This window comes from Pseudomonas sp. K8, assembly GCF_014889455.1.
In the GTDB taxonomy this organism is placed as follows: domain Bacteria; phylum Pseudomonadota; class Gammaproteobacteria; order Pseudomonadales; family Pseudomonadaceae; genus Aquipseudomonas; species Aquipseudomonas veronii.
On the sequence record NZ_VJWO01000023.1, the window covers coordinates 72,406 to 90,906 of the forward strand.

Annotated in this window: 15 protein-coding genes; 1 reads left to right on the forward strand and 14 read right to left on the reverse strand. The window is 62.7% G+C overall.

Annotated elements, in window-relative coordinates:
• Nucleotides 1-3: 3 nt before the first annotated feature.
• The 5 genes from tssE to tssA form a co-directional block, all read right to left on the reverse strand.
• Nucleotides 4-423, reverse strand: coding sequence for a type VI secretion system baseplate subunit TssE (tssE, locus tag INT12_RS16975; RefSeq protein ID WP_226926231.1), 420 nt, complete (start codon nt 421-423; stop codon nt 4-6).
• 70 nt (nt 424-493) lie between these two features.
• Entirely contained in the window at nt 494-982 is a 489-nt protein-coding gene (locus INT12_RS16980) for an Hcp family type VI secretion system effector (RefSeq protein ID WP_017849099.1), read from the reverse strand.
• A gap of 159 nt (nt 983-1,141) precedes the next feature.
• A complete protein-coding gene (gene tssC / locus INT12_RS16985; protein ID WP_193058933.1) occupies nt 1,142-2,626 on the reverse strand; it encodes a type VI secretion system contractile sheath large subunit in 1,485 nt (494 codons plus the stop codon).
• A gap of 3 nt (nt 2,627-2,629) precedes the next feature.
• Nucleotides 2,630-3,127: a type VI secretion system contractile sheath small subunit gene (gene tssB, locus INT12_RS16990; protein ID WP_017849097.1), complete on the reverse strand. Its 498-nt coding sequence runs from the start codon at nt 3,125-3,127 to the stop codon at nt 2,630-2,632.
• Nucleotides 3,128-3,225: 98 nt separating this feature from the next.
• On the reverse strand, nt 3,226-4,776 hold the full coding sequence (gene tssA / locus INT12_RS16995) for a type VI secretion system protein TssA (RefSeq protein ID WP_193058934.1): 1,551 nt from the start codon (nt 4,774-4,776) through the stop codon (nt 3,226-3,228).
• A 638-nt stretch (nt 4,777-5,414) separates the two neighbouring features.
• Here tssA and INT12_RS17000 point away from each other — a divergent pair.
• A complete protein-coding gene (locus tag INT12_RS17000; RefSeq protein ID WP_193058935.1) occupies nt 5,415-6,470 on the forward strand; it encodes a helix-turn-helix domain-containing protein in 1,056 nt (351 codons plus the stop codon).
• Here the strand turns inward: INT12_RS17000 and INT12_RS17005 are convergent.
• The 9 genes from INT12_RS17005 to INT12_RS17045 form a co-directional block, all read right to left on the reverse strand.
• Complete coding sequence (locus INT12_RS17005) at nt 6,464-7,741, reverse strand: MFS transporter (protein WP_026140300.1); 1,278 nt, start codon at nt 7,739-7,741, stop codon at nt 6,464-6,466. The genes INT12_RS17000 and INT12_RS17005 overlap by 7 nt on opposite strands.
• 297 nt (nt 7,742-8,038) lie before the next feature.
• Nucleotides 8,039-9,265 (reverse strand): RhtX/FptX family siderophore transporter, encoded by a 1,227-nt coding sequence (locus INT12_RS17010; RefSeq protein ID WP_046383438.1) that lies wholly within the window; start codon nt 9,263-9,265, stop codon nt 8,039-8,041.
• Nucleotides 9,266-9,278: 13 nt separating this feature from the next.
• The gene (locus tag INT12_RS17015) at nt 9,279-10,769 is read right to left on the reverse strand and encodes a PepSY-associated TM helix domain-containing protein (protein WP_226926232.1); all 1,491 of its coding nucleotides are present in this window, start codon (nt 10,767-10,769) and stop codon (nt 9,279-9,281) included.
• Nucleotides 10,766-11,047 carry a hypothetical protein gene (locus INT12_RS17020; RefSeq protein ID WP_193040599.1) on the reverse strand — a complete coding sequence of 94 codons (282 nt, stop codon included), beginning with the start codon at nt 11,045-11,047 and terminating at the stop codon, nt 10,766-10,768. The genes INT12_RS17015 and INT12_RS17020 overlap by 4 nt, the downstream gene beginning before the upstream one ends.
• The gene (locus INT12_RS17025; RefSeq protein WP_169883567.1) at nt 11,047-13,119 is read right to left on the reverse strand and encodes a TonB-dependent siderophore receptor; all 2,073 of its coding nucleotides are present in this window, start codon (nt 13,117-13,119) and stop codon (nt 11,047-11,049) included. Before INT12_RS17025 ends, INT12_RS17020 begins: the two co-directional genes overlap by 1 nt.
• A 142-nt stretch (nt 13,120-13,261) precedes the next feature.
• Nucleotides 13,262-14,956, reverse strand: a complete 1,695-nt coding sequence (locus INT12_RS17030) for an ABC transporter ATP-binding protein (protein ID WP_046489529.1) — start codon at nt 14,954-14,956, stop codon at nt 13,262-13,264.
• On the reverse strand, nt 14,953-16,680 hold the full coding sequence (locus INT12_RS17035; protein WP_169881076.1) for an ABC transporter ATP-binding protein: 1,728 nt from the start codon (nt 16,678-16,680) through the stop codon (nt 14,953-14,955). The genes INT12_RS17030 and INT12_RS17035 overlap by 4 nt, the downstream gene beginning before the upstream one ends.
• On the reverse strand, nt 16,677-17,726 hold the full coding sequence (locus INT12_RS17040; RefSeq protein ID WP_193040600.1) for a Gfo/Idh/MocA family oxidoreductase: 1,050 nt from the start codon (nt 17,724-17,726) through the stop codon (nt 16,677-16,679). Before INT12_RS17040 ends, INT12_RS17035 begins: the two co-directional genes overlap by 4 nt.
• The coding region (locus tag INT12_RS17045) for a thioesterase domain-containing protein (RefSeq protein WP_264294524.1) at nt 17,723-18,501 on the reverse strand (779 nt) is incomplete at its 5' end. The genes INT12_RS17040 and INT12_RS17045, both read right to left, overlap by 4 nt.

Below are 18,501 nucleotides of genomic sequence, written 5' to 3' on the forward strand. Positions count from 1 at the left end.
GACTTAGTGCATCGCCAGGGACACGCGACCGTCCGAAGACACACGCGTTGCCAGGTGAATAGGAATGTCCCGATCGTCGATCGACACCACGCCCTCAAGACTGAAACTCAGCGACAACACTTCCTGGGCACCTTCGGCGACCAGAATGCGCGGCGATTTCAAGCGAGGCTCGTAGCGGGCGATCATGCGCGTCATGTTCTCGATTATTTGCGTGGTCTCGCCGGTCGCAAACGAACCGGCCAGATTGGTGAAGTCGGGTACGCCAAACTCGGCGTCAATCGGCACGCTGCCGCGCCGGGTATTCAAAATGCGTTGCAGATGCTGGACGATCGACTGCGTCAACACTTCAGCCTGGGTCAGGTGCGTGCGACCGGTTTCGGCCTGCAGGCTTGTGATGCGCTCCAGCAATCGCTTTTCTCTCAACGCGGTGTACCTTCTGCAATAACAAGAACACCGCCCTGGACCAGGGCGGCATTGAACTGTCGAGCCTGGCTTACGCTTTTGGCGCCAACCACGAGTCTTCGGCTTCGATACCGTCCGGCACCCAGGTCCAGACGATTTTTTCGTAGGTGATGCCGATGTCTTCCATATGGCCCATTTGCTTGAACTCAGGGCTCAACACGTTCGGCACCCAGGTGCGGGCCGAAACGAGCACGGCATTGCTCAGGGTGATGGTGTAGTACTTTTCTTCGGTGCCTTTAGGCGAGATCCGATAGAACTCCAGGACTACCGACTTGAGTTGCTCGCCGGAGGTCAGGGCTTGCAGCAGCTTTGGAGAAGACTTATCGATTTCCTTGGTCAGGGTCATGCCCTGGTGGACACGCTTGCCGGCCGGCAGGCCGGTCTGCGGGTTCTTGGGAATATCGATCAGGTGTTCGACGGCCTGAACAAGGATCTTTCCTTCATGACCGGTAACCGTGCTGGAACCTTCGATCTTGCCTTGGTTCTGGCCTTCGATACTCAAGTAGCATGGCATTGGCATAACGTGTACTCCGGGTTTAATCAGTGAGTTTTCAGGCATCGATCAGCGCCTCTGGCCCTGTCTCGCTGCGTTGAATCCATCTTATGGAAACGCCGAGGCAATGACCCTCGGGTGAACACCTGAATGGGCAACGGCGGCGTTGCCCATTCGCGCTACCGATCAGCTCTTGTCGAGCTTGCCCACCAGCGACAGCGTGAAAGACGCGCCCATGTACTTGAAGTGCGGACGGACTTTCAAACCGACGCGGTACCAGCCTGGATCGCCTTCGACGTCGCTGACGGTAATCTCCGCCTGACGCAGTGGGCGACGGCTGCGCACACCGGCGGCGGGGTTATCCATGTCGGCCACGTACTGGCGAATCCAGGTGTTGAGTTCGGACTCCAGGTCGCCACGCTCTTTCCAGGTGCCGATGTTTTCGCGCTGGATGACCTTGATGTAATGGGCCAGGCGACTGACCACAAAGATGTACGGCAGTTGGGTGCCCAGCTTGTAGTTCAGCTCGGCTTCCTTGCCTTCTTTGTCATTGCCGAAGAACTTGGGCTTCTGGCACGAGTTGGCGGAGAAGAACGCCGCGTTATCGGTGTTCTTGCGCATGGTCAGTGCGATAAACCCCTGCTCGGCCAGCTCGAACTCGCGGCGCTCGGAAATCAGCACTTCGGTCGGGATCTTGGTCTGGGTTTCGCCCATGGCCTCGTAGTTGTAGATCGGCAAATCACCGACGGTGCCGCCGCCCTGTGGGCCAATGACGTTGGCGCACCAGCGGTACTGGGCAAAGCTGTCGGACAGGCGACTGGCAAAGGCAAACGCAGCGTTGCCCCACAGGAAGTCCTGGTTGCCGCCACCGACGTTCTCGTTGTAGCGGAACGTCTTGGCAGGGACCGTGTCTTCGCCATAGGGCGTGCGCAGCAGGAAGTGCGGCAATGTCAGGCCAACGAAACGCGCGTCGTCGCTTTCACGAAAGGCATTCCATTTGGTGAACTGCGGCCCCTCGAAGACGGCTTGCAGATCCTTGAGGTTGTGCAGGTCGGCAAAGCTGTCGATGCCGAAGAACTGCGGGCCGGCCGCGGCGATGAAGGGCGTGTGGGACATGGCCGAAATCGCGGCGACCGACTGCAGCAACTTCATGTCCTGCGGGCCGGGGTTGAACTCGTAGTTACCGATGATCGAGCCGAACGGCTGGCCGCCGAACTGGCCGAACTCGGCGGTGTACACCGCCTTGTACAGACCCGAACGGGTGATCTCCGGCGCATCCTCGAAATCTTCGAGCAGCTTCTCTTTGGACACGCTGAGGATTTCCAGCTTGTTGTTCTCGCGAAAATCCGTGCGGTCGACCAGAAACTTCAGCGAGCGCCAGGACGACTCCAGCTTCTGGAACTGCTGGTGGTGAATGATCGCGTCGACCTGCCGGCACAGCTTGGCATCCAGCGTGGCGATCATGTCGTCGATCAACCCGGCGCTGACCTTCTCGGCCTGCCGGGCCGGCTCGAGCAGTTCGGTGACAAACGCTTCGAGGCCCTGACGGGTGACGGCATACGCCTCGTCGCCCGGCTTGACGCGCGTCGCTTCCACCAACTGATCCAACAGGGAAACCGACTCGACCGCCTGGCCGGTCGTGCTCGCTGCCTGACTCTTTTCTTCGCTCATGGGTTATTCCTTGTCCTTTACGCCAAGTTCCGAGAGCAAACGCTCGCGGGCCCCGTCATCGTTCATCAGGGCCTGCAGCTGTTTGCGAAACTCCGGCAAGTTACCCATCGGCCCTTTCAAGGCCTTGAGCGAATCCCGCAGGGCGATCAGTTGCTGCAACTCGGGAACCTGGGCCACGATGGCATCCGGCTCAAAATCGCGAATGGACTGGAAGGTCAGCGAGACCGGGATCTGCTCGTCCTCCGGCGCGTTTTCCGCCAGATGATTGGGTACCGCCAACTGCAGGCTCAGGTTCTGGCCCTTGAGCACATCGGTGAAGTTGTCTTTGTCGACGCGGATCGGTTTGAGGTCTTCAACCGGCGTGTCGTCTTCACGCAAGGTGAAGTCGCCGATCACCAGTTGCTTGAGCGGCAGCTCGACCTGTTCCTGCGCGCCGCCGGTGTCAGAGCTGTAAACAATATTGACGCGCTCTTTAGGCGCGACCGAACCTTCACTAGCCATTAAATCTCACTCCTGTTTACCGGACTCGCTCAACGCAGCCGTTAGAAAACTCATGGCATGGATATGCACACGCCTGCCAGGTATTGCCTGTTGCCCATTCAACTTGCCGGCGGGCTGGCCAAACGCCAGAACGCCGGCAAATCCATTGCAGCCAACTGTTGCGCCCACAGCGCTCTCGAACCGCCGTCGTCATGCGCCAGTGCCAACTCCAACAACGGCCGGACCAGCTCCGGCTCCCAACGATCGAGGCCCTGCTCCGTCGCTTCCTGGAGCAACACATCCAAGGCAACACCCAACTGCGCGCGCGGGTCGAAACGCTGTAGCAGATGGCATTGGGCAGCGCGCAGGCGAAACCGCTCGCGGCCGCTGCCCGCCTCTCGCACGGCGCTCTGCAAGCGCGCCAACGCTTCGTTCAAACGGCCTTCGGCGGCATCACGCGCGACTTCATCGATCAGCGTTTGCAGCCCATCCGTGGCGCCGCTGCCGGCCGCCGGTGCCAAACCTTCGAGCCAACTGCGGGTCGCGCCGTCGGCGAACGGCTGGCCGTCGGCGAATGTCAGCTCGACCAGCGCCGGCAGGCGCGCCAGAAAATGACGGGTTTCCAGGGCCAGGCTGGCAGCACCGGCCTGCGCCGCCGAACCGAGCCTCAAGAGCGCGGCGTGACTGGCCCGATTGAGGTCCAGCCAGCACGGATAACTTGGTAACCGACCTTCGCAAAAACGCACGATGTCCAGCGGCTCGCCAACGCTCTGCAAGCGGCTGAAACTTTCGAGTTCCGCGTCCGAAGGCGGCGGCACGCGCGTCGTGTAGCCTTGCGCAGGAGGGACCTGCTCCAGGGTCGTCCACGCCAATTGACGATTGAGGCGAAACAGCAACGGCAAGGTCGCCCGAGACTCCAGGCAAAACCCCAGCAGCGGTGCAAGCGCGGCAAACACGCTATTGACCGCGTTCTCGATGGCTTCATCGCTCTCAAGACGGCCCAATGGCGGAGCCGGCACAAGGGCCGGGAGCGGCGCCGAAGGGGCGTGCGCAACCGGCGTCGGGAGCGCTGTAGGCGCATCGACTGCCGCTGGAACCTCTTCCGCCGTCACCGCTATTGGCTCGACACCCGCTTGCACGGGCAACTGCGATAGACGACGACGCAACGCAAAAAAGCTTGGGCCGTCGGCGTCACGGTCGCGCCAATGGCGATCGATAGCGTCCCAGTCTTCAAGCAACTGCGCCAATTGTTCCCCGGGCACCGCTTCGAAGTTGGCTTCAAGTTTTACGGCGAGCCACTCGAGCATCCACTCGGCCTGGTTGCGCCGGGCACGCAATCGAGCCGGCGGCGGGGTCAGGGTCTCCCAATACAGCTCAAGCATTTCGCGCACTATATGCACGCCGGTCGCCAGGCCGGAAATGCCTTGCAGAGTGGTCCAGGCACATAACAACCAGACCGCGGCATTAAAGTCCTTGCCCTCTTCTCGCAGCACTTTTACACAGGCATCGGCGACTTTCTGCCAATCCACTCCGGACTCGGCGTGGATATTGTTCAATTTATCCACTTCGATTTGCGCGAGGGAAAAAGCCAGCCCTTCCCGAGGATTAACGCCAGCAGGATGAGTCAAACTGATCGCAAACGAACCTACTTCCCGGTCGAGGCAACTCATCCGTTACTCCTTACTTCAATAGGTTGTTTGATACATCGTTGCCGCGTAAAAAAAATCGCCGCCGATGCCGGGTTGATTTATGCAGCGGTGACGATCTTCATTGATTGATCCAAGGCCCGATATTCCGCCCACCGCGGCTGTAATCCGCCAAGCCAAAGCCCCGCGCGTTGAAGCGTCGGACAAGCATGTGTCAGCCAAGGCGCCGGGGCCATCGGGTGAACACCTGAAGTACTCGCCGGTTTAACGTACCCGTTCAGATCATCGCGCCGAAAATAACAAGGCCAATACCCAGCGCACTTTGCTTGAGAAACAAGCGCACGCGTTCACAGCGTGGAAACACATAAACGCTGTCAAATTCGAATTCGCGTCAATCTATCAAGCGCCTTGCAGATGGCTTGACCCTGCGTTGCAACTTTTCAATTATTTTCAGGCGCCCTGCCCGGCTCTTGCCGCCGCCAGAAAGTACGCAACAAGTTGGATACAAGAGGGATTGTCATTACTTTCATGGAGAAACCGGTTATAAGGAGCACAACAACCCATTCTGACTGGCTGCCGCTAGGTAGCACGGACGTACAGTGGGAAGATGCAACGCCTGTTCACGGGGCGTGAACATAGGCTTTCCGGGTTGTAGTGAATCCATGAACAAACCAGCCTCACTGATATGCGCCCCTAAACACGTCGGCTCCAGGCACGCCCATGATCACTTCGAGGTCAGCGCCGAGCCGGTTGCCAACCAACTGCTGGCCTGGCGTGATCGGGTCGGACACGTCATCGACGTCCTGCCTACATCCCACGCAACCACCACGCCCTTCAACGCGAGCATTGACCGCTACAAATTGGGTGATCGCGTCTTCACCGACTGCTCAAGCGACGCCTTGTTGCTCGACCGTTCGATTGCGCGCATCTCTACCGACAAGGTCCGGGACTATGTTTTCCAGGTCTTCACCCAAGGCGCAATGGAGTCCATTCGAGGCGGCCCCCAGGAACATGGCGTGTCCGCCAGGGCGAGCATCGTTGCCATGGACATGAACCAGCCGATCAAAATGAGCCGGGGGCGTTGCCGCGTATTGACCTTCTTTGTCTCGCGCCCGGTGGTGGAAGCGGCGCTGCCGCATGCCGAGTCGATCCACGGGCGTGTCTTCGAGAATACGACGCCTATGACCCAATTGATGATCGAGCATGTCGAGGCGTTTTCCAGAAAACTGCCGGTTATCAGCAGCGCCGAGGCCGCGTCGACATTCGATACCGCCGTTCAACTCATGCTCGCGGCCTTCTCGAAACAGGCCAAGCTGGGTGGGCACGTGCGGGCGGCGGCGCGCAGTGCGATGTTCGATAAAGCCAGGCGTTATGTGCAGAACAACCTGTATCAACCCTGGCTGACGCCAGAGTACGTGCTGACGGCCATGCAGCTGCCTCGCGCCACGCTCTACCGTCTGTTCCAGCATGAGGGAGGGTTGGGTCGCTACATCCTCAACTGCCGTCTGCGTGAAGCCGCGGACGAACTGGTGCGCTATCCGGACCGCCAGGTGATTGAGATCGCCTACAGCCTGGGCTTTAACAGCGCATCGGCGTTTACCCGCGCGTTTCGTCGTCGCTATGACCTGGCGCCGCAGGATCATCGCCGGATGGCGACACAGCGAATGGGCAACGCTATGCCGGGGCACCGTAACGTCGTTGGCCGAATCGATCAGTGAGCCGGCTGGCGCGCTGGAAATTTCACCAGTGCGAACAGGCTGACCAATAGCGCGCCCAGCAGATACCAGGAAGGCGCCATTGCGTTCTGGGTAACTCCGATCAACCACGTCACAAAAAACGGGCAGAACGCCCCGAAGATCGTCACGCCGAAACTGTAGACCATCGACATCCCCGTGGCCCGGTGATGCGCCGGAAAAGCCTCCATGATCATGACGGTAGCGACGCCGTTGTTGCCCATCGCGACAGCCGAATAGATGCCGATGATCAGCAAGGAAGCCAGCTCGCCGACCCCATGGGTCAAGGCCAGGAACACCGGATAGACCAACAGGATGCTGAGGATCATCGTCACGTATTGGGTCGGCTTGCGTCGCGGCAGCCGGTCGGCGAACCGCGCAAACAATGGCGCGGCAATGAACAGCATCGCACTGGAAAAGCACGCCGAAAGCAAGCTCATGCTCGGCGACAGGCCTAACGTGCGGACCAGATAGGTCGGCATGTAGAGCACCATCAGGTAGATGCTTGCGGTGGGGGTTGCCATCATCAAGATCCCCAGCAATAGCTGGGGGCGGTGGTTTTTCAGCAAGACACGCAGCGACGGCGACTGGATACCACGCCGTGTTGTCTCCACCATATTGCGCCGAATGAACCACCCAAACGGCGCAATCAAAAGCCCAAGCACGAAAGGAATACGCCAGCCCCAGGCCAGCAACTGTTCGGGGGTCAGCAATGCGGTCGTGGTGGCACCGACAACCGCTCCCACCAAAACCGCGGCCGCCTGGCTGGCAGAACGCCAACTGACCAGATAGCAGCGTTGATTGCGCGCCGCCAGCTCCATCAGCACCACGGACGACACGCCGATCTCCCCTCCGGTCGCGAACCCCTGCAGCAACCGCGAGAGCACCAGCAACACCGTTGCGGTGACGCCGATCGATGCATGCGTCGGCATGAACGCGATCAAGGCGGTACCGGCTGCCATCAATAGATTGGTGACATTCAAGCCGGCTTTTCGCCCTTTGCGGTCGGCGAGGTTGCCGATCACGATTGCGCCCAGCGGGCGCATCGCGAAACCGATGCCAAACGTCAACAATGCCATCAGCAACGAGGCGAACGAACTGTCCGATGGGAAAAACAGCTTGCCGATGATCACGGCAGAAAAGCTGTATACCGTGAAGTCGTAGATCACCAGGCCATTGCCAACGACTGTCGCGACTATCACCTTCTTCGATTGCCTGAAGGTCACCGGACAATCGCCAGATTCAAGATAAGACATTTAGGCCGAGGTCCCGTCGAGTCAATCAAAGCGCGCTGGGTAGCGAACACGTGGGCCCAAAAGGCCCCTCATGGGCACGTTGGGCGCTAACAGCTCGATCGACGGGCTATTAATTTGTAGTAGCGTCCTGGCGGGAGCATCCTACGGAACAATATCAGGCTTGTATGTACCCCTTTTATAACGCCAGCAGGCGCGCACTCACTGCGGCTCCGCGCCGCACGCTTGATGATCGGAAGATCACGAGCATTCGCACTGATTGACCCGTTGAGCGCCTTTGACGATCGCCCAACCTATCAATCAGCCCGCGGCCCTTTCCCCCACACGTTGACGTGACACATTCAACGCCACCAACGACGCCAGGATCGCCATCACCATCCCCGCAAGAAACCCACCGCTATACCCCGCCTGCGCAGTCAACCCCACCAGCAAGGTCGAAGACAGCATTTCCCCCAGATCACGCGTGCTTTGCACGGCGGTCATGTCCGTACCGGCCTGGTCGCTTTGCGCGGCGAAGGCCATGGAGGCAGTCATGATCACCACCGAGGTGGCACCGGTCGCGAACGAGCCCAGGCCCACGGCCAACCAGATCAGTCCGGTTTGCGTGGCAAGCATGCCGTTGGCTTGCAGCAGCCAGGTCAACGCGGCAGCGCCGGCCATGCCCACCGCCAGGATGAACGTCGGCCACAGCCCCAACACCCGGATCAACCACGCACCACCGCCGCAGCCGAGGACGATGGTGACCACGCCGCCGCTCATGCCCAGTTGGCCGATAGCCTGCAAGGACCAACCGGCGTCATTCAGGAACAGCTTTGACAAGCCAAAACCCGACACTGACGTCATGGCCGACAACAAGGCCAGCACCACCAGCGCCAGCGCCTTCGGCCGCTTGATAAACCGCCATAATGAGGCATGCGCCACATCTGGCTGTTTTTCCTTGGCCGGTGCCACGTGCAGCCAGCCGACGCACACCAGACTCAACAACGGCACCAAAGCCAGCAGACTGAACGCGCTGGTTTGCCCCAGGTAGCCGCTAAGCAGCAAGGTGCCGGCGCCGCCAACGAAGAAGCCGACCATGGTGCCGCCCACTTGGATGGCGTTAATCCGCGCGAGCATGTTGCCGCTAAAGTACTCGGCCGCCATGCCGTCGGTGGCGATGTCCTGGGTGGCGCTTGCCAGCGAGGCAACAATCAGCAGGCCCACGGCGATGCCCGCCGTCTCGACGCGCAGGCCGATGCTTGCCAGGCAGGCAATGCACAGCAGCACCAGTATCTGCATGGGAATGATCCAACTGCGGCGCCGTCCCAGGCGTGGGCTCCAATGGTTATCCACCTGGGGCGCCCAGAGGAACTTGACCACCCACGGTATCCCCACCAACGGCAGGAAGGCCAAGGCGTGGAGCGCCGCGCCGTCATGACGCAGCAGGGTCGGCAAGGCATCCATGGCGATGCCGAAGCAAATGCCTTGGGACAGGTACAACAGTGCAAAGGTCAGCACCATGCGCCAATGTTTCAACAGATCCAGCATTACAAGTCTCCCCTCAGGCAACATTGGCGGCGGCAGCCCGTGCCGCACGCGTAAAAGAAATCAGGCGCCGCAATGCCCACAGGGCACTGGCCGCGCACAGCAGCAACACAAGATCGATGGGCCACAGCGGCACGCTGCCTTGTTTCAGGCTGCCGGCCAGGTGCAGCAGCGCCGCCGCCAGGAAGCCCAGGCCCGTCACGGCCAGCAGCAGGTGCAGCGGTTGACGCCTGGGGGGCATCAGGCAGGCCAGCAGCAGGCTGGCAAGCCAACCGCCCCAGAACCACCACGCCAGGTTGGCACTGCCCAGCGCCCCCGCGCAGAGCAATACCGCCGTGGCCGCCAGCAACCCGCCACCGCCGCCGATCACCAGGCGCAGTAGCACCTGCCAACCGCCGCCGGCCTTGAGGCGTCGACGCTCCAGCCACAGGTACAAGCCGCTGAGCACCAACCCCGCCGCCGCCAACGCCATGCCGAAATGCACGGCACGCAGCAGTGACCCGCCAACAGGCACCCAGCGGTAGTCGGCAAAGTGCAGCGGCTGCACCGCAATAAACGCCTGCAACCACAGACCGCGCCCGCTGGCGCTGCTGGAGCCGACGGCGAGGCCGTCAGCGGCGCGATAGGCATGCCGTTCAAAGACGGCCGTACTGGGCAGGCCTTGTTGGATACCGCTCACTTCCACCCAGGCATCCGGCTCACCCCAGTGGTGCAAGGCGACGTTTTGAGCAGAGAACCCCGGATGGGCGACGGCGTCCTGGCGCAGCAACTGATCCAGGTCGACCGCCGGCGCCGAAGCCGTTGTTCGGTCGACCTGCGGCGGTGCCCCCAGCAACTGCATGAACGCTTGCTGCGGCGCGCCCGGGAACGCCTGCGCGGCAAGCCCCAAGGTGCCGAGCGCCCCCAGGCCGGACAACGCGCCAGTGATACCAAACAGCAGCAACCAGGGCCCGCACCAACGGCCGATCAGGCTGTGCAAGTCATGGGCGAACACCCGTGCCCCACGGTCGCGCCGCAGGCGCTTGAGGTCTTGCAGGCGCCCACTGTGTAATGCACTGCCTGCCCAGATCATCAGCAACAACACCACGCCCAACAAGCTGATCAAAATCCGGCCGGGAAAACCGATGAACAGACTTTTGTGCAGGTTGAACAGGATATCCGCCGCGTTGCCTGACGCCAGCTCACGGCCGCTGACGGGGTCCAAGGCGACCGTGCAGTCCTTGGGCGATGCACACAACTCGACCACCGAGTGGCTACTGTCCGGCAAACGAATGCGCAATTCACCGAGCGCCAGGCCGCGCTCGCGAGCGATAGCCGGCCATTGCGCGACCGGTAGCGCTGGCCCGTGAGCCAACGCCGCCGGGCCGCGAAACCAGGCGCGCAAGTCTTCATGGGCCATGCTCCACGCCCCCGTCAGCAGGATCACGAACAGCAGTACCCCAAACACCCCGCCTGCCCCGGCGTGTACACGCTGAACCAATGCCCTCGGTGCGCCCATCAGGTTCATCGCCAGGCTCCATCCCAAAGCAGCCAGGGCGTAAACAGCAGCAGCCAGACGCTGGAGCGACACACCACGCGTTTGCGATCCGGCGCCAGCAACGACCACAGCAGTACCGTCACCAGAAACCCCAAGCCCAGGAACACGCCGGCATACAGCCGCTCCAGCCCACCGCCCCACGGATAATGCCGCGCCAGCAGGACGGCCAGTTGCAGGCTGCTGAGCACACTGCCCGCCAGCGCCAGACAAATGCGCAGCGGCCAGGAACCGAGGACCGGCGCGGCCATCAGAACGTACCTCGCAGGGTCAGATTGAGGCTGCGCGGTTCGCCATAGCGGTTGTTCCAATTGACGTTGGACAGGCTCTGGTAGTACTTGCGGTCCGCCAGGTTGTTGCCGTTGACCGCGGCAGTCCAATGCTCGTCGATGCGGTAGGCGACCCGCGCATTGAGTAAGGCATAGCCGCCCTGCTCCAGGGTCACAGCGCCGGATTGGGTGGAGTAATCACTTTGCGCCTGCACGCCGGCACCGACGCTCCAGCGGCGGTCCTGCCACGGCAACTCGTACTGGGTCCACACCCGCGCCATGTGGCGCGGCGTGAAGCTGGCATAGCGCTCACCCGAAGCGTTGGTGTCCTTGAGGTACTCGGTGCTGGTGTAGGTATAACCGGCGGAGACGTTCCATTCGGGGGTGATATAACCGCTGCTCTCCAGCTCGAAGCCCTGGCTGCGCACCTTGCCGCCGCTGATGTAATAGGTGGTCGGCCCCACACCCGGGTGGTCCGGATCGACCTGCGGGTTGTTCTCCAGGTCGATACGGAACACCGCCAGCGACACATTCAAACGCCCGTCCGCCAACTCGCCCTTGATCCCGGTTTCATAGGTCTTGCCCTCCACCGGCTTGAGCAGGTCGCCGCTCGAGGTTTGCCCGGTCTGCGGCTGGTAGACCTCGGCGTAGCTGGCGTACCACGACCAGTTCTGCGCAAAGTCCCAGATCAAGCCGCCATACGGGGTTATTTCCCGGCCGGGGGTGAAGTGGCTGGTCGGCGCGTTCTGGTCCCACCAACTGGCCCGGCCGCCGATGACCAGGGTCAACGGATCGAGCAGTTTGTAGCGGGTCAGCGCGTAGACGCCCTTGGAAGTGGTCGTCGTGGAACCGGGCGACTTGTAGGCGCCGATACCGGGTTTGGGCACACTGCTCGGGTCCCAGCGATAGACATTCACCGGCACATTGAGCGATGTGGTGAACTGGGCGGTGCGCTGCTCGGTTTCGCCGTGGCTGTAGTTGGTGCCCAACAGCAACTCATGGCTGCGGCCAAACAACGAATACGGCCCATTGACCGAGGCATCCACGCTCTTTTGGGTGCTGCTGAATTTATACGCAGCGCCCATCAAGCCACCGCCATCGCCGGTGAGCGGGTCGATGGCGCCAAAAGCACCGGCATAGCGCAGGCTTGAGTCGGCATCCTGGTATTCGGCGGCGACCTTGGCTTTCCAGTCGTGATCCAGTTGCTGCTCAAGAGAGCCGAACACCCGGCGCGTGGTCCACTTGAAGCGGTCCCAGTCCACGTCCAGATAGGTGGAGCGCGACAGGTTCAGGCTCGACCCGTCCTTGGCCATGGGCACGCCGGCCATGTTGGTCACCGAATCGATGGTCTGGTATTGCGCGCCCAGGGTCAGCAGGGTGTCGGGGCTCAGGTCGAATTCGGTGATGCCGTAGAGCAACTGGGTGTCTTGCTTGCCGACATCGTAGAAGTAGTCGCGATCCTCGTAGGCCGCCACCACACGCCCACGCACGTTGCCAGTCTGGGTCAGCGGCCCGCCGACATCCACTTCGCCACGGTAACGGTCCCAGGTGCCGCCGCTGAGGGTGGTGCTGGCGGCGAATGCCTTTTGTGGGCGCTTGCGCACCAGGTTGACCGTGGCCGCCGGGTTACCGCTGCCGTGCAGCAAACCATTGGAGCCACGCAGGATTTCGACGCGCTCATACACCGCCATGTCCTGAGGCGAACCGGCGGTTTCACCGAGCATCGCCGGCACACCGTCCAATTCGAAAGAGTTGATCTTGAAGCCACGCACGTAGTACGCGGTGGTCAGCAGCTGGAACGGCTGCACCGTCACGCCAGTGGCCTGCTGCATCACTTCATCGAGGCTGAACAGGTTTTGCTGCTCGATGCGCTCGTGGTCGATGACGCTCACCGACTGCGGCGTTTCCCGCAGTTTGAGCGGTAGCTTGCCGATGGTGGTCACGCCGGGCGGGGTCACCTCGCCCGAGGTGTCGTCACCCGCGACCTTGATGTCAGGCAATTGCACGGTCGCAATCGCCTGTGCCAACGGGCTCAGGCCCAGCACCAGCACCATCCCCAGTTGCGCCCCATTACGTTGGAAACCCCGCCCCGCCTTTGTTGCTCCCCGGTGTGACATTGCCCAGCCTCTTTATCGATAATAATTCGCATTAGTATCGTTTAAACGAACGCTGCGACTTTTCGATTAAGGGACTTTTTCAATGGCTGCCCGGCAGGTTTTGCTCGACGAACTGCGCATACCAGCGGTGCGTGGCCAGCAACTGCTCGTGACTGCCGCAGCCACTGACGCTGCCGCCTTCCAGCACCAGGATCTGATCGGCACCGCGCACCAACATCGGGTTGTGCGACACCAACACCACGGTGCGCCTGCCATGCAGCGCCTGCAGGCTGCGATTGACCCGTGCTTCGCAGCGCGCATCGAGGCTGGCGGTGGGTTCGTCAAGCAACAGGATCGGCGCCGGGGACAGCAGCGCGCGCGCCAGGCCGACCCGTTGCCGCTGGCCGCCCGAGAGTAATGCGCCGCCCGGCCCCACCTCACTGTGCCAACCCTGCGGCAGGCTGCTGAGCACCTCATCCAATGCAGCATCCTTGGCGGCGTGTTGCAGTTGCGCAGGCGTGGCTTGCGGCCGGGCCATGCTGACATTCCACAGCAGGCTGCCGGCAAACAGCCCGCTGTTCTGGAACACTTGCGTGAGGTGGTTGGCCAAGGTGTGTTCGCTTAGCTGGCGAATGTCCACCTGGCCGAGTCGTACTGCGCCGGTCTGCGGGTCCATGCCACGCCCCAGCAAGGCCAGCAGAGTACTTTTACCCGCGCCCGACGGACCGACAATCGCCGTGAACGTTCCCGGCGCGCAATGGATGTCCACATCCTTGAGCAACTGCTCGCCGCCTTCGCCGCAGATATTCAAGCCTTGCCCTTGCAAACTTGCATCCTGAGGCTGCTCTCCGGGGTGCGGGCTGTGCAGCGTCGGCACGGCTAACACCGCGAGCACTTGAGATAACGCCTGCCACGCCATACGCAAAGCCTGGTCCAGGTAAGCCAGTTGCGACAGCGGTTCGATGAAGCGCACCAGCAACACCAACACCGCCACCAACAGCGCGCCGGATAACTGCCCCGCCGCCACCGCCAGCACGCCACCTGCCAACACCAGCGAAAACACCACCTGCACCGCCGCCGCAAAGCCAAGCCCGCTGGGCAGCGCGCGGCGGTTGAGACGGTGCGTGGCCTGGTGTTGCTCGTGCAAGGCCTGACGCAACGCCAACTGGCCCTGGCTGGCATCACCGGCGCTGCGGATCAAGGCCTGTTGCTGCGCGAATGTCTGCAGCAACTGCCCGGCGCGACGGTCGACTTGCTGGCGCAGTTGCTCCAGCGCCAGGCTACGTCGCCCGGCCCAACGCAGCAGGGCGAACAACGGCAGATAAGCCAGGGCCAACGCCAGCGCCAAACGCGGTTCAATAAAGATCAGCCCCAGCACCACCATCGTCGGCGTCACCAGCGCCGTTACCAGCGGCGCCAGCAAGTGCGCCGGGATGCCCATGCTGTTGAAGACCGGCCCGCGCACCAAGTCTTCCAACTGGCCCTGACGCGCCAATGGCAAGCGCGGCAGCTGTTGCACCAGTTGCGAGACCAGGCCGGCCGCCAACCCGGCTCCCGCCAGATAACCACGGCGCTGGGCAACGTAGCTGACCAAGGCCTGCAGCAACGTCAGCCCCAGCAACAGCAGCACACTTGGCTGCACACTCTGTTGATCGAACCAGGCCAGTATCAGCGGCACCAGCGCCAACCCCGCCAAGCCATCCAGCACGGCGGCCAGTAGCATCCACCCCAGGGCGCCGCGCAGTACGCGCCGGGCCTGGTCGGGCAAATGACGCAACGGCGAAAGTACACTCATGACACGAACTCCAGTTGATCGGCCGTCGACATTTGCTCGTCCCACAGCTGGCGGTACAGGCCGTCCACGGCCAACAACTGTGCATGACATCCGCGCTGCACAATGCGCCCTTCGCAGAGCACCAGGATCTGCTCGGCATGGGCGATGGTTTCCAGGCGATGGGCGATGATCAGCCGCGTGCGCCCGGCTGCGTCGTCGCGCAGTGCAGTACGCAAGGCGCGCTCGGTCTGCGGGTCGGTGGCGGAGGTGGGTTCGTCGAGCAACATGATCGGCGCACGCGACAGCAGCGCCCGCGCAATCGCCAGGCGCTGCAATTCGCCGCCGGACAGCCGCACATCATCGTCCACCACGCTGGCGTAGCCCTTGGGCAACCCCATGATCCAGTCATCCAGGCAGGCCGCCTTGGCCGCGGCGCGAATCTGTTTTTCACTGGCGTGCGGCTGATACAGGGCGATGTTTTGCGCCAGTGACAGGCGCAATGCCCCCGCCTGCTGAAACACCAGCGCCAGATGCTGCTGCAATTGGCGGCTGGCGATCTGCCGAACATCCACCCCGCCCACGCGCACATGCCCGCTGTCGACGTCCATAAAGCGGGCGATCAAACCGGCCAAGGTGCTTTTCCCCGCGCCGGAAGGCCCCACCAGCGCGGTGGTAGTGCCCGGTTCCAGGCGCAGGTTGATCGCCTTCAGTACCGTGACATCACCCTGGGAGAAGCTCACATCGAGCATCTCCACGCTGGCGTCCCGAGGCGATTGCGGCGCGTCGGGTTCGATCAACGGCGGTGTACTCAACACCTCCTGTAGGCGTCGGGCACTTGCGCGCGCGTTGTTCAGCGCATCAAAGCCGTGCCCCAGCGCCAATACCGGCGCTGCCATGGCGCGCACCAGCAGCAAAAAGCCGCACACCTGCACGGCGCCCACTTCGCTCACGCCGATAAATAGTGTGCCAAGTACCACCCAGGCCAACAGCCACGGTGCGCTGAGCAGGACCTGGATCAGCGCAGCAAGATGACCGGCGCGGCTCACCCAATGGCTGAAGCGCTGATCAAACTGCTGCACCGCCTCTTGCACACGGCGATGAATGCCCGCGCTGGGAAATTGCCGGACCAGGCCCAGGTTGCCGGCGAACTGGCTGTAGTCGCTGAACAACCGCTGGATTGCGCCATTGCGCTGGGCCACGTCCTCGCGGTAATGCGCCGAGCCCAGGCGCCAATAGCCCAACACGCCCAATGCCAACGGCAGCAGGCACCAGAGCGCCAGGACACTGTTGCTCCACAGCAGGTAGGCCAGGGTGGCCATGGGAATCAACAACAGGTTGACCAGGTCGGTCGGCGCATGGCCCACCAGTTGGTGCAAGGCCCGCACATCCTGCTCGGCGTAACGGGTGACGCCCTCGGGCCCCAGCCGTGCAAACCAGCCCAAGGGCAAGCGTTGCAGATGCTCGGCCAGGCGCACGCGCAGACGGTCACACAGGTCGGCGTCCACCTGATGGGTCAGGTGCAAGGCCAGGGTCTGGCCGCACAACCACAGCGCTGACGCCACCACCGCCACCACCACCCAGTTCAGTGCCGAAGACGCCAGCGGCGGCGCCTGGCGCAAGCTGTCCGCCAGTTGCGCCAAGGCTATCAGCGGCAGCAGCGAGCAGATCCCGGCGACGGCCTGCAACGCGATCGCCGCCCCTAAGCGCGCACGGAAAGGACGCAGCATTTCGCTCAAGTGGCTCATCGGACGTGCTCCAACGCCTGGGCCAGGCCGGCCGCCGGTAACGTCAGCGACGGCTGCTGCGGGAACCCGAGCGTCGCCGTCACCTGTTGCCATAACCTCACCACTTCCAGGCTGCGCTGTTGCAGGCGCGCCAGCCCCACCCCCGTGATCAGCGGTTGCAATGCACTGGCCGCAGCTGTCGGCCAGATGCGGCGGTAAACCTGCGCCCAATCCGCCGCCGCGGCCTCCAACACTTCGGCGCACGGCAGCGACTCATCGGCCTGCGGCCCAAACAGGTCGAACACCCCGTCGGCATCTTGCACCGGCGCACGCACGGCCGGCAGCCACAGCAACGGTCCGTGGGGCGAGGCCAACAGCAACGTGCCGCTGTCAGTGGCGATGCTGATGCGCTGCAACCTCTGCATGCGCCCGTCATCATTGGCGGCCAACTCATTGAGCACGCGCAACGACACCGGCACTTGCGCCATGACCAGGCTGATATCCCGCCAGGCCGACAGCGCCGGTGCCACGCAGTCCACCGACCATGGGCCTACCGATTCCAACAGCGCCGCCAGCACATCGAGGGTCGCGTAACTCACCTGCACCGCGCAGTCGGCGTCGATATGGCGAATGCCCTGTTGACGATGCAGCTGTCGCGCCAGCTCGATGAACCGCGCCACGCACGGCAACTGCGGGTAGAAACTGTTGAGCAGGCAGCGCCGATGCAGGCGCGCCGCCGTGCTCAGCAAGTCTTGCAGTTCCTGGGGCAGCAACGGGTGCTCGATCAGCACATCAATGCCCCGCTCCATCAGTGCTTGCGCCAAGGCGGGGCCCTGTTCGCCCCTTGCTGCGCCGCCCACCGCTACGCAAGCCAGTTGTGTGTCGGCGGGTACGTGGGCCAAGGCCTCGAAACACGGCACTTCGAGATAGCGAGCCAGTGCGCGGGAGCGACGACTGCCCTGCCCCAGCACCCCGACCAGTTCCAGGTGCTCGGCCGCAGCCACACCAACGGCGTAGAACTGGCCAAAGCGCGAGCCCACCACCAGGGTTTTCACAGGCATAGTCATGGGCGTTCCTCCAGCAAGTAACGACTCAGCCCGGCGTTCAAGCACTCGAAGTGATTGCCGCGCAGGGTCTGCACAGTCAGCGGCGCCAACGACGCCGCCTGCCACCAGGCTTGCAGAGCGGCCTGGTGATCAGGGATCAACGGGTTGGCGACACTCGGCACAAACAGGCGGATGGCGCCCACATACGGCGCGCCATCACTGTAGTGACTGGCGCGCACGGAATGAGCGAACACCCGATACAACTGCTCATCGGCAATGCCCTTGGCCGCCGCCAGTACGCGGGATTTGAGCGCAGTGGCGTCCAGATCCAGGTGTTTGTCGAGCAACTGTTCAGCCGCCGGCAACCCCAGCGCAACGGTGTCCAGCCCCAGGGTGCCGGCGAAGCTGTAGAGCATCTGCACTTCATCCTCCACCAGGTACGGAATGCGGTAGCTCGATACGATGTCCACCCGCCGCACCTCGGCGCCCAATTGCAGCAGGGCCTTGGCCAGCTCCAGCGTTACCAGCCCGCCGGAGCAGTAGCCCAGCAAGTCGAAGCGGCGCCGGCCGCTGTCCCACAGCGCCTGGGCATACCGTTTGCCGAGGGTGGCGTTGATATGCTCCGGCGGCAGGCTCAGGTAATCGTCGCTGTCGTGCACCGCCAATCCCAGCAACGGTCCGCTGCCGGCCAGTTCGGCGATCAACCCGCGATACGGCAGCAGCGTGCCGAGCCCTTCATGCACCAGCACCCGCGCTCTGCCTTCACCCGCGGCCAGTTCCGTCAGCGCATCCACCC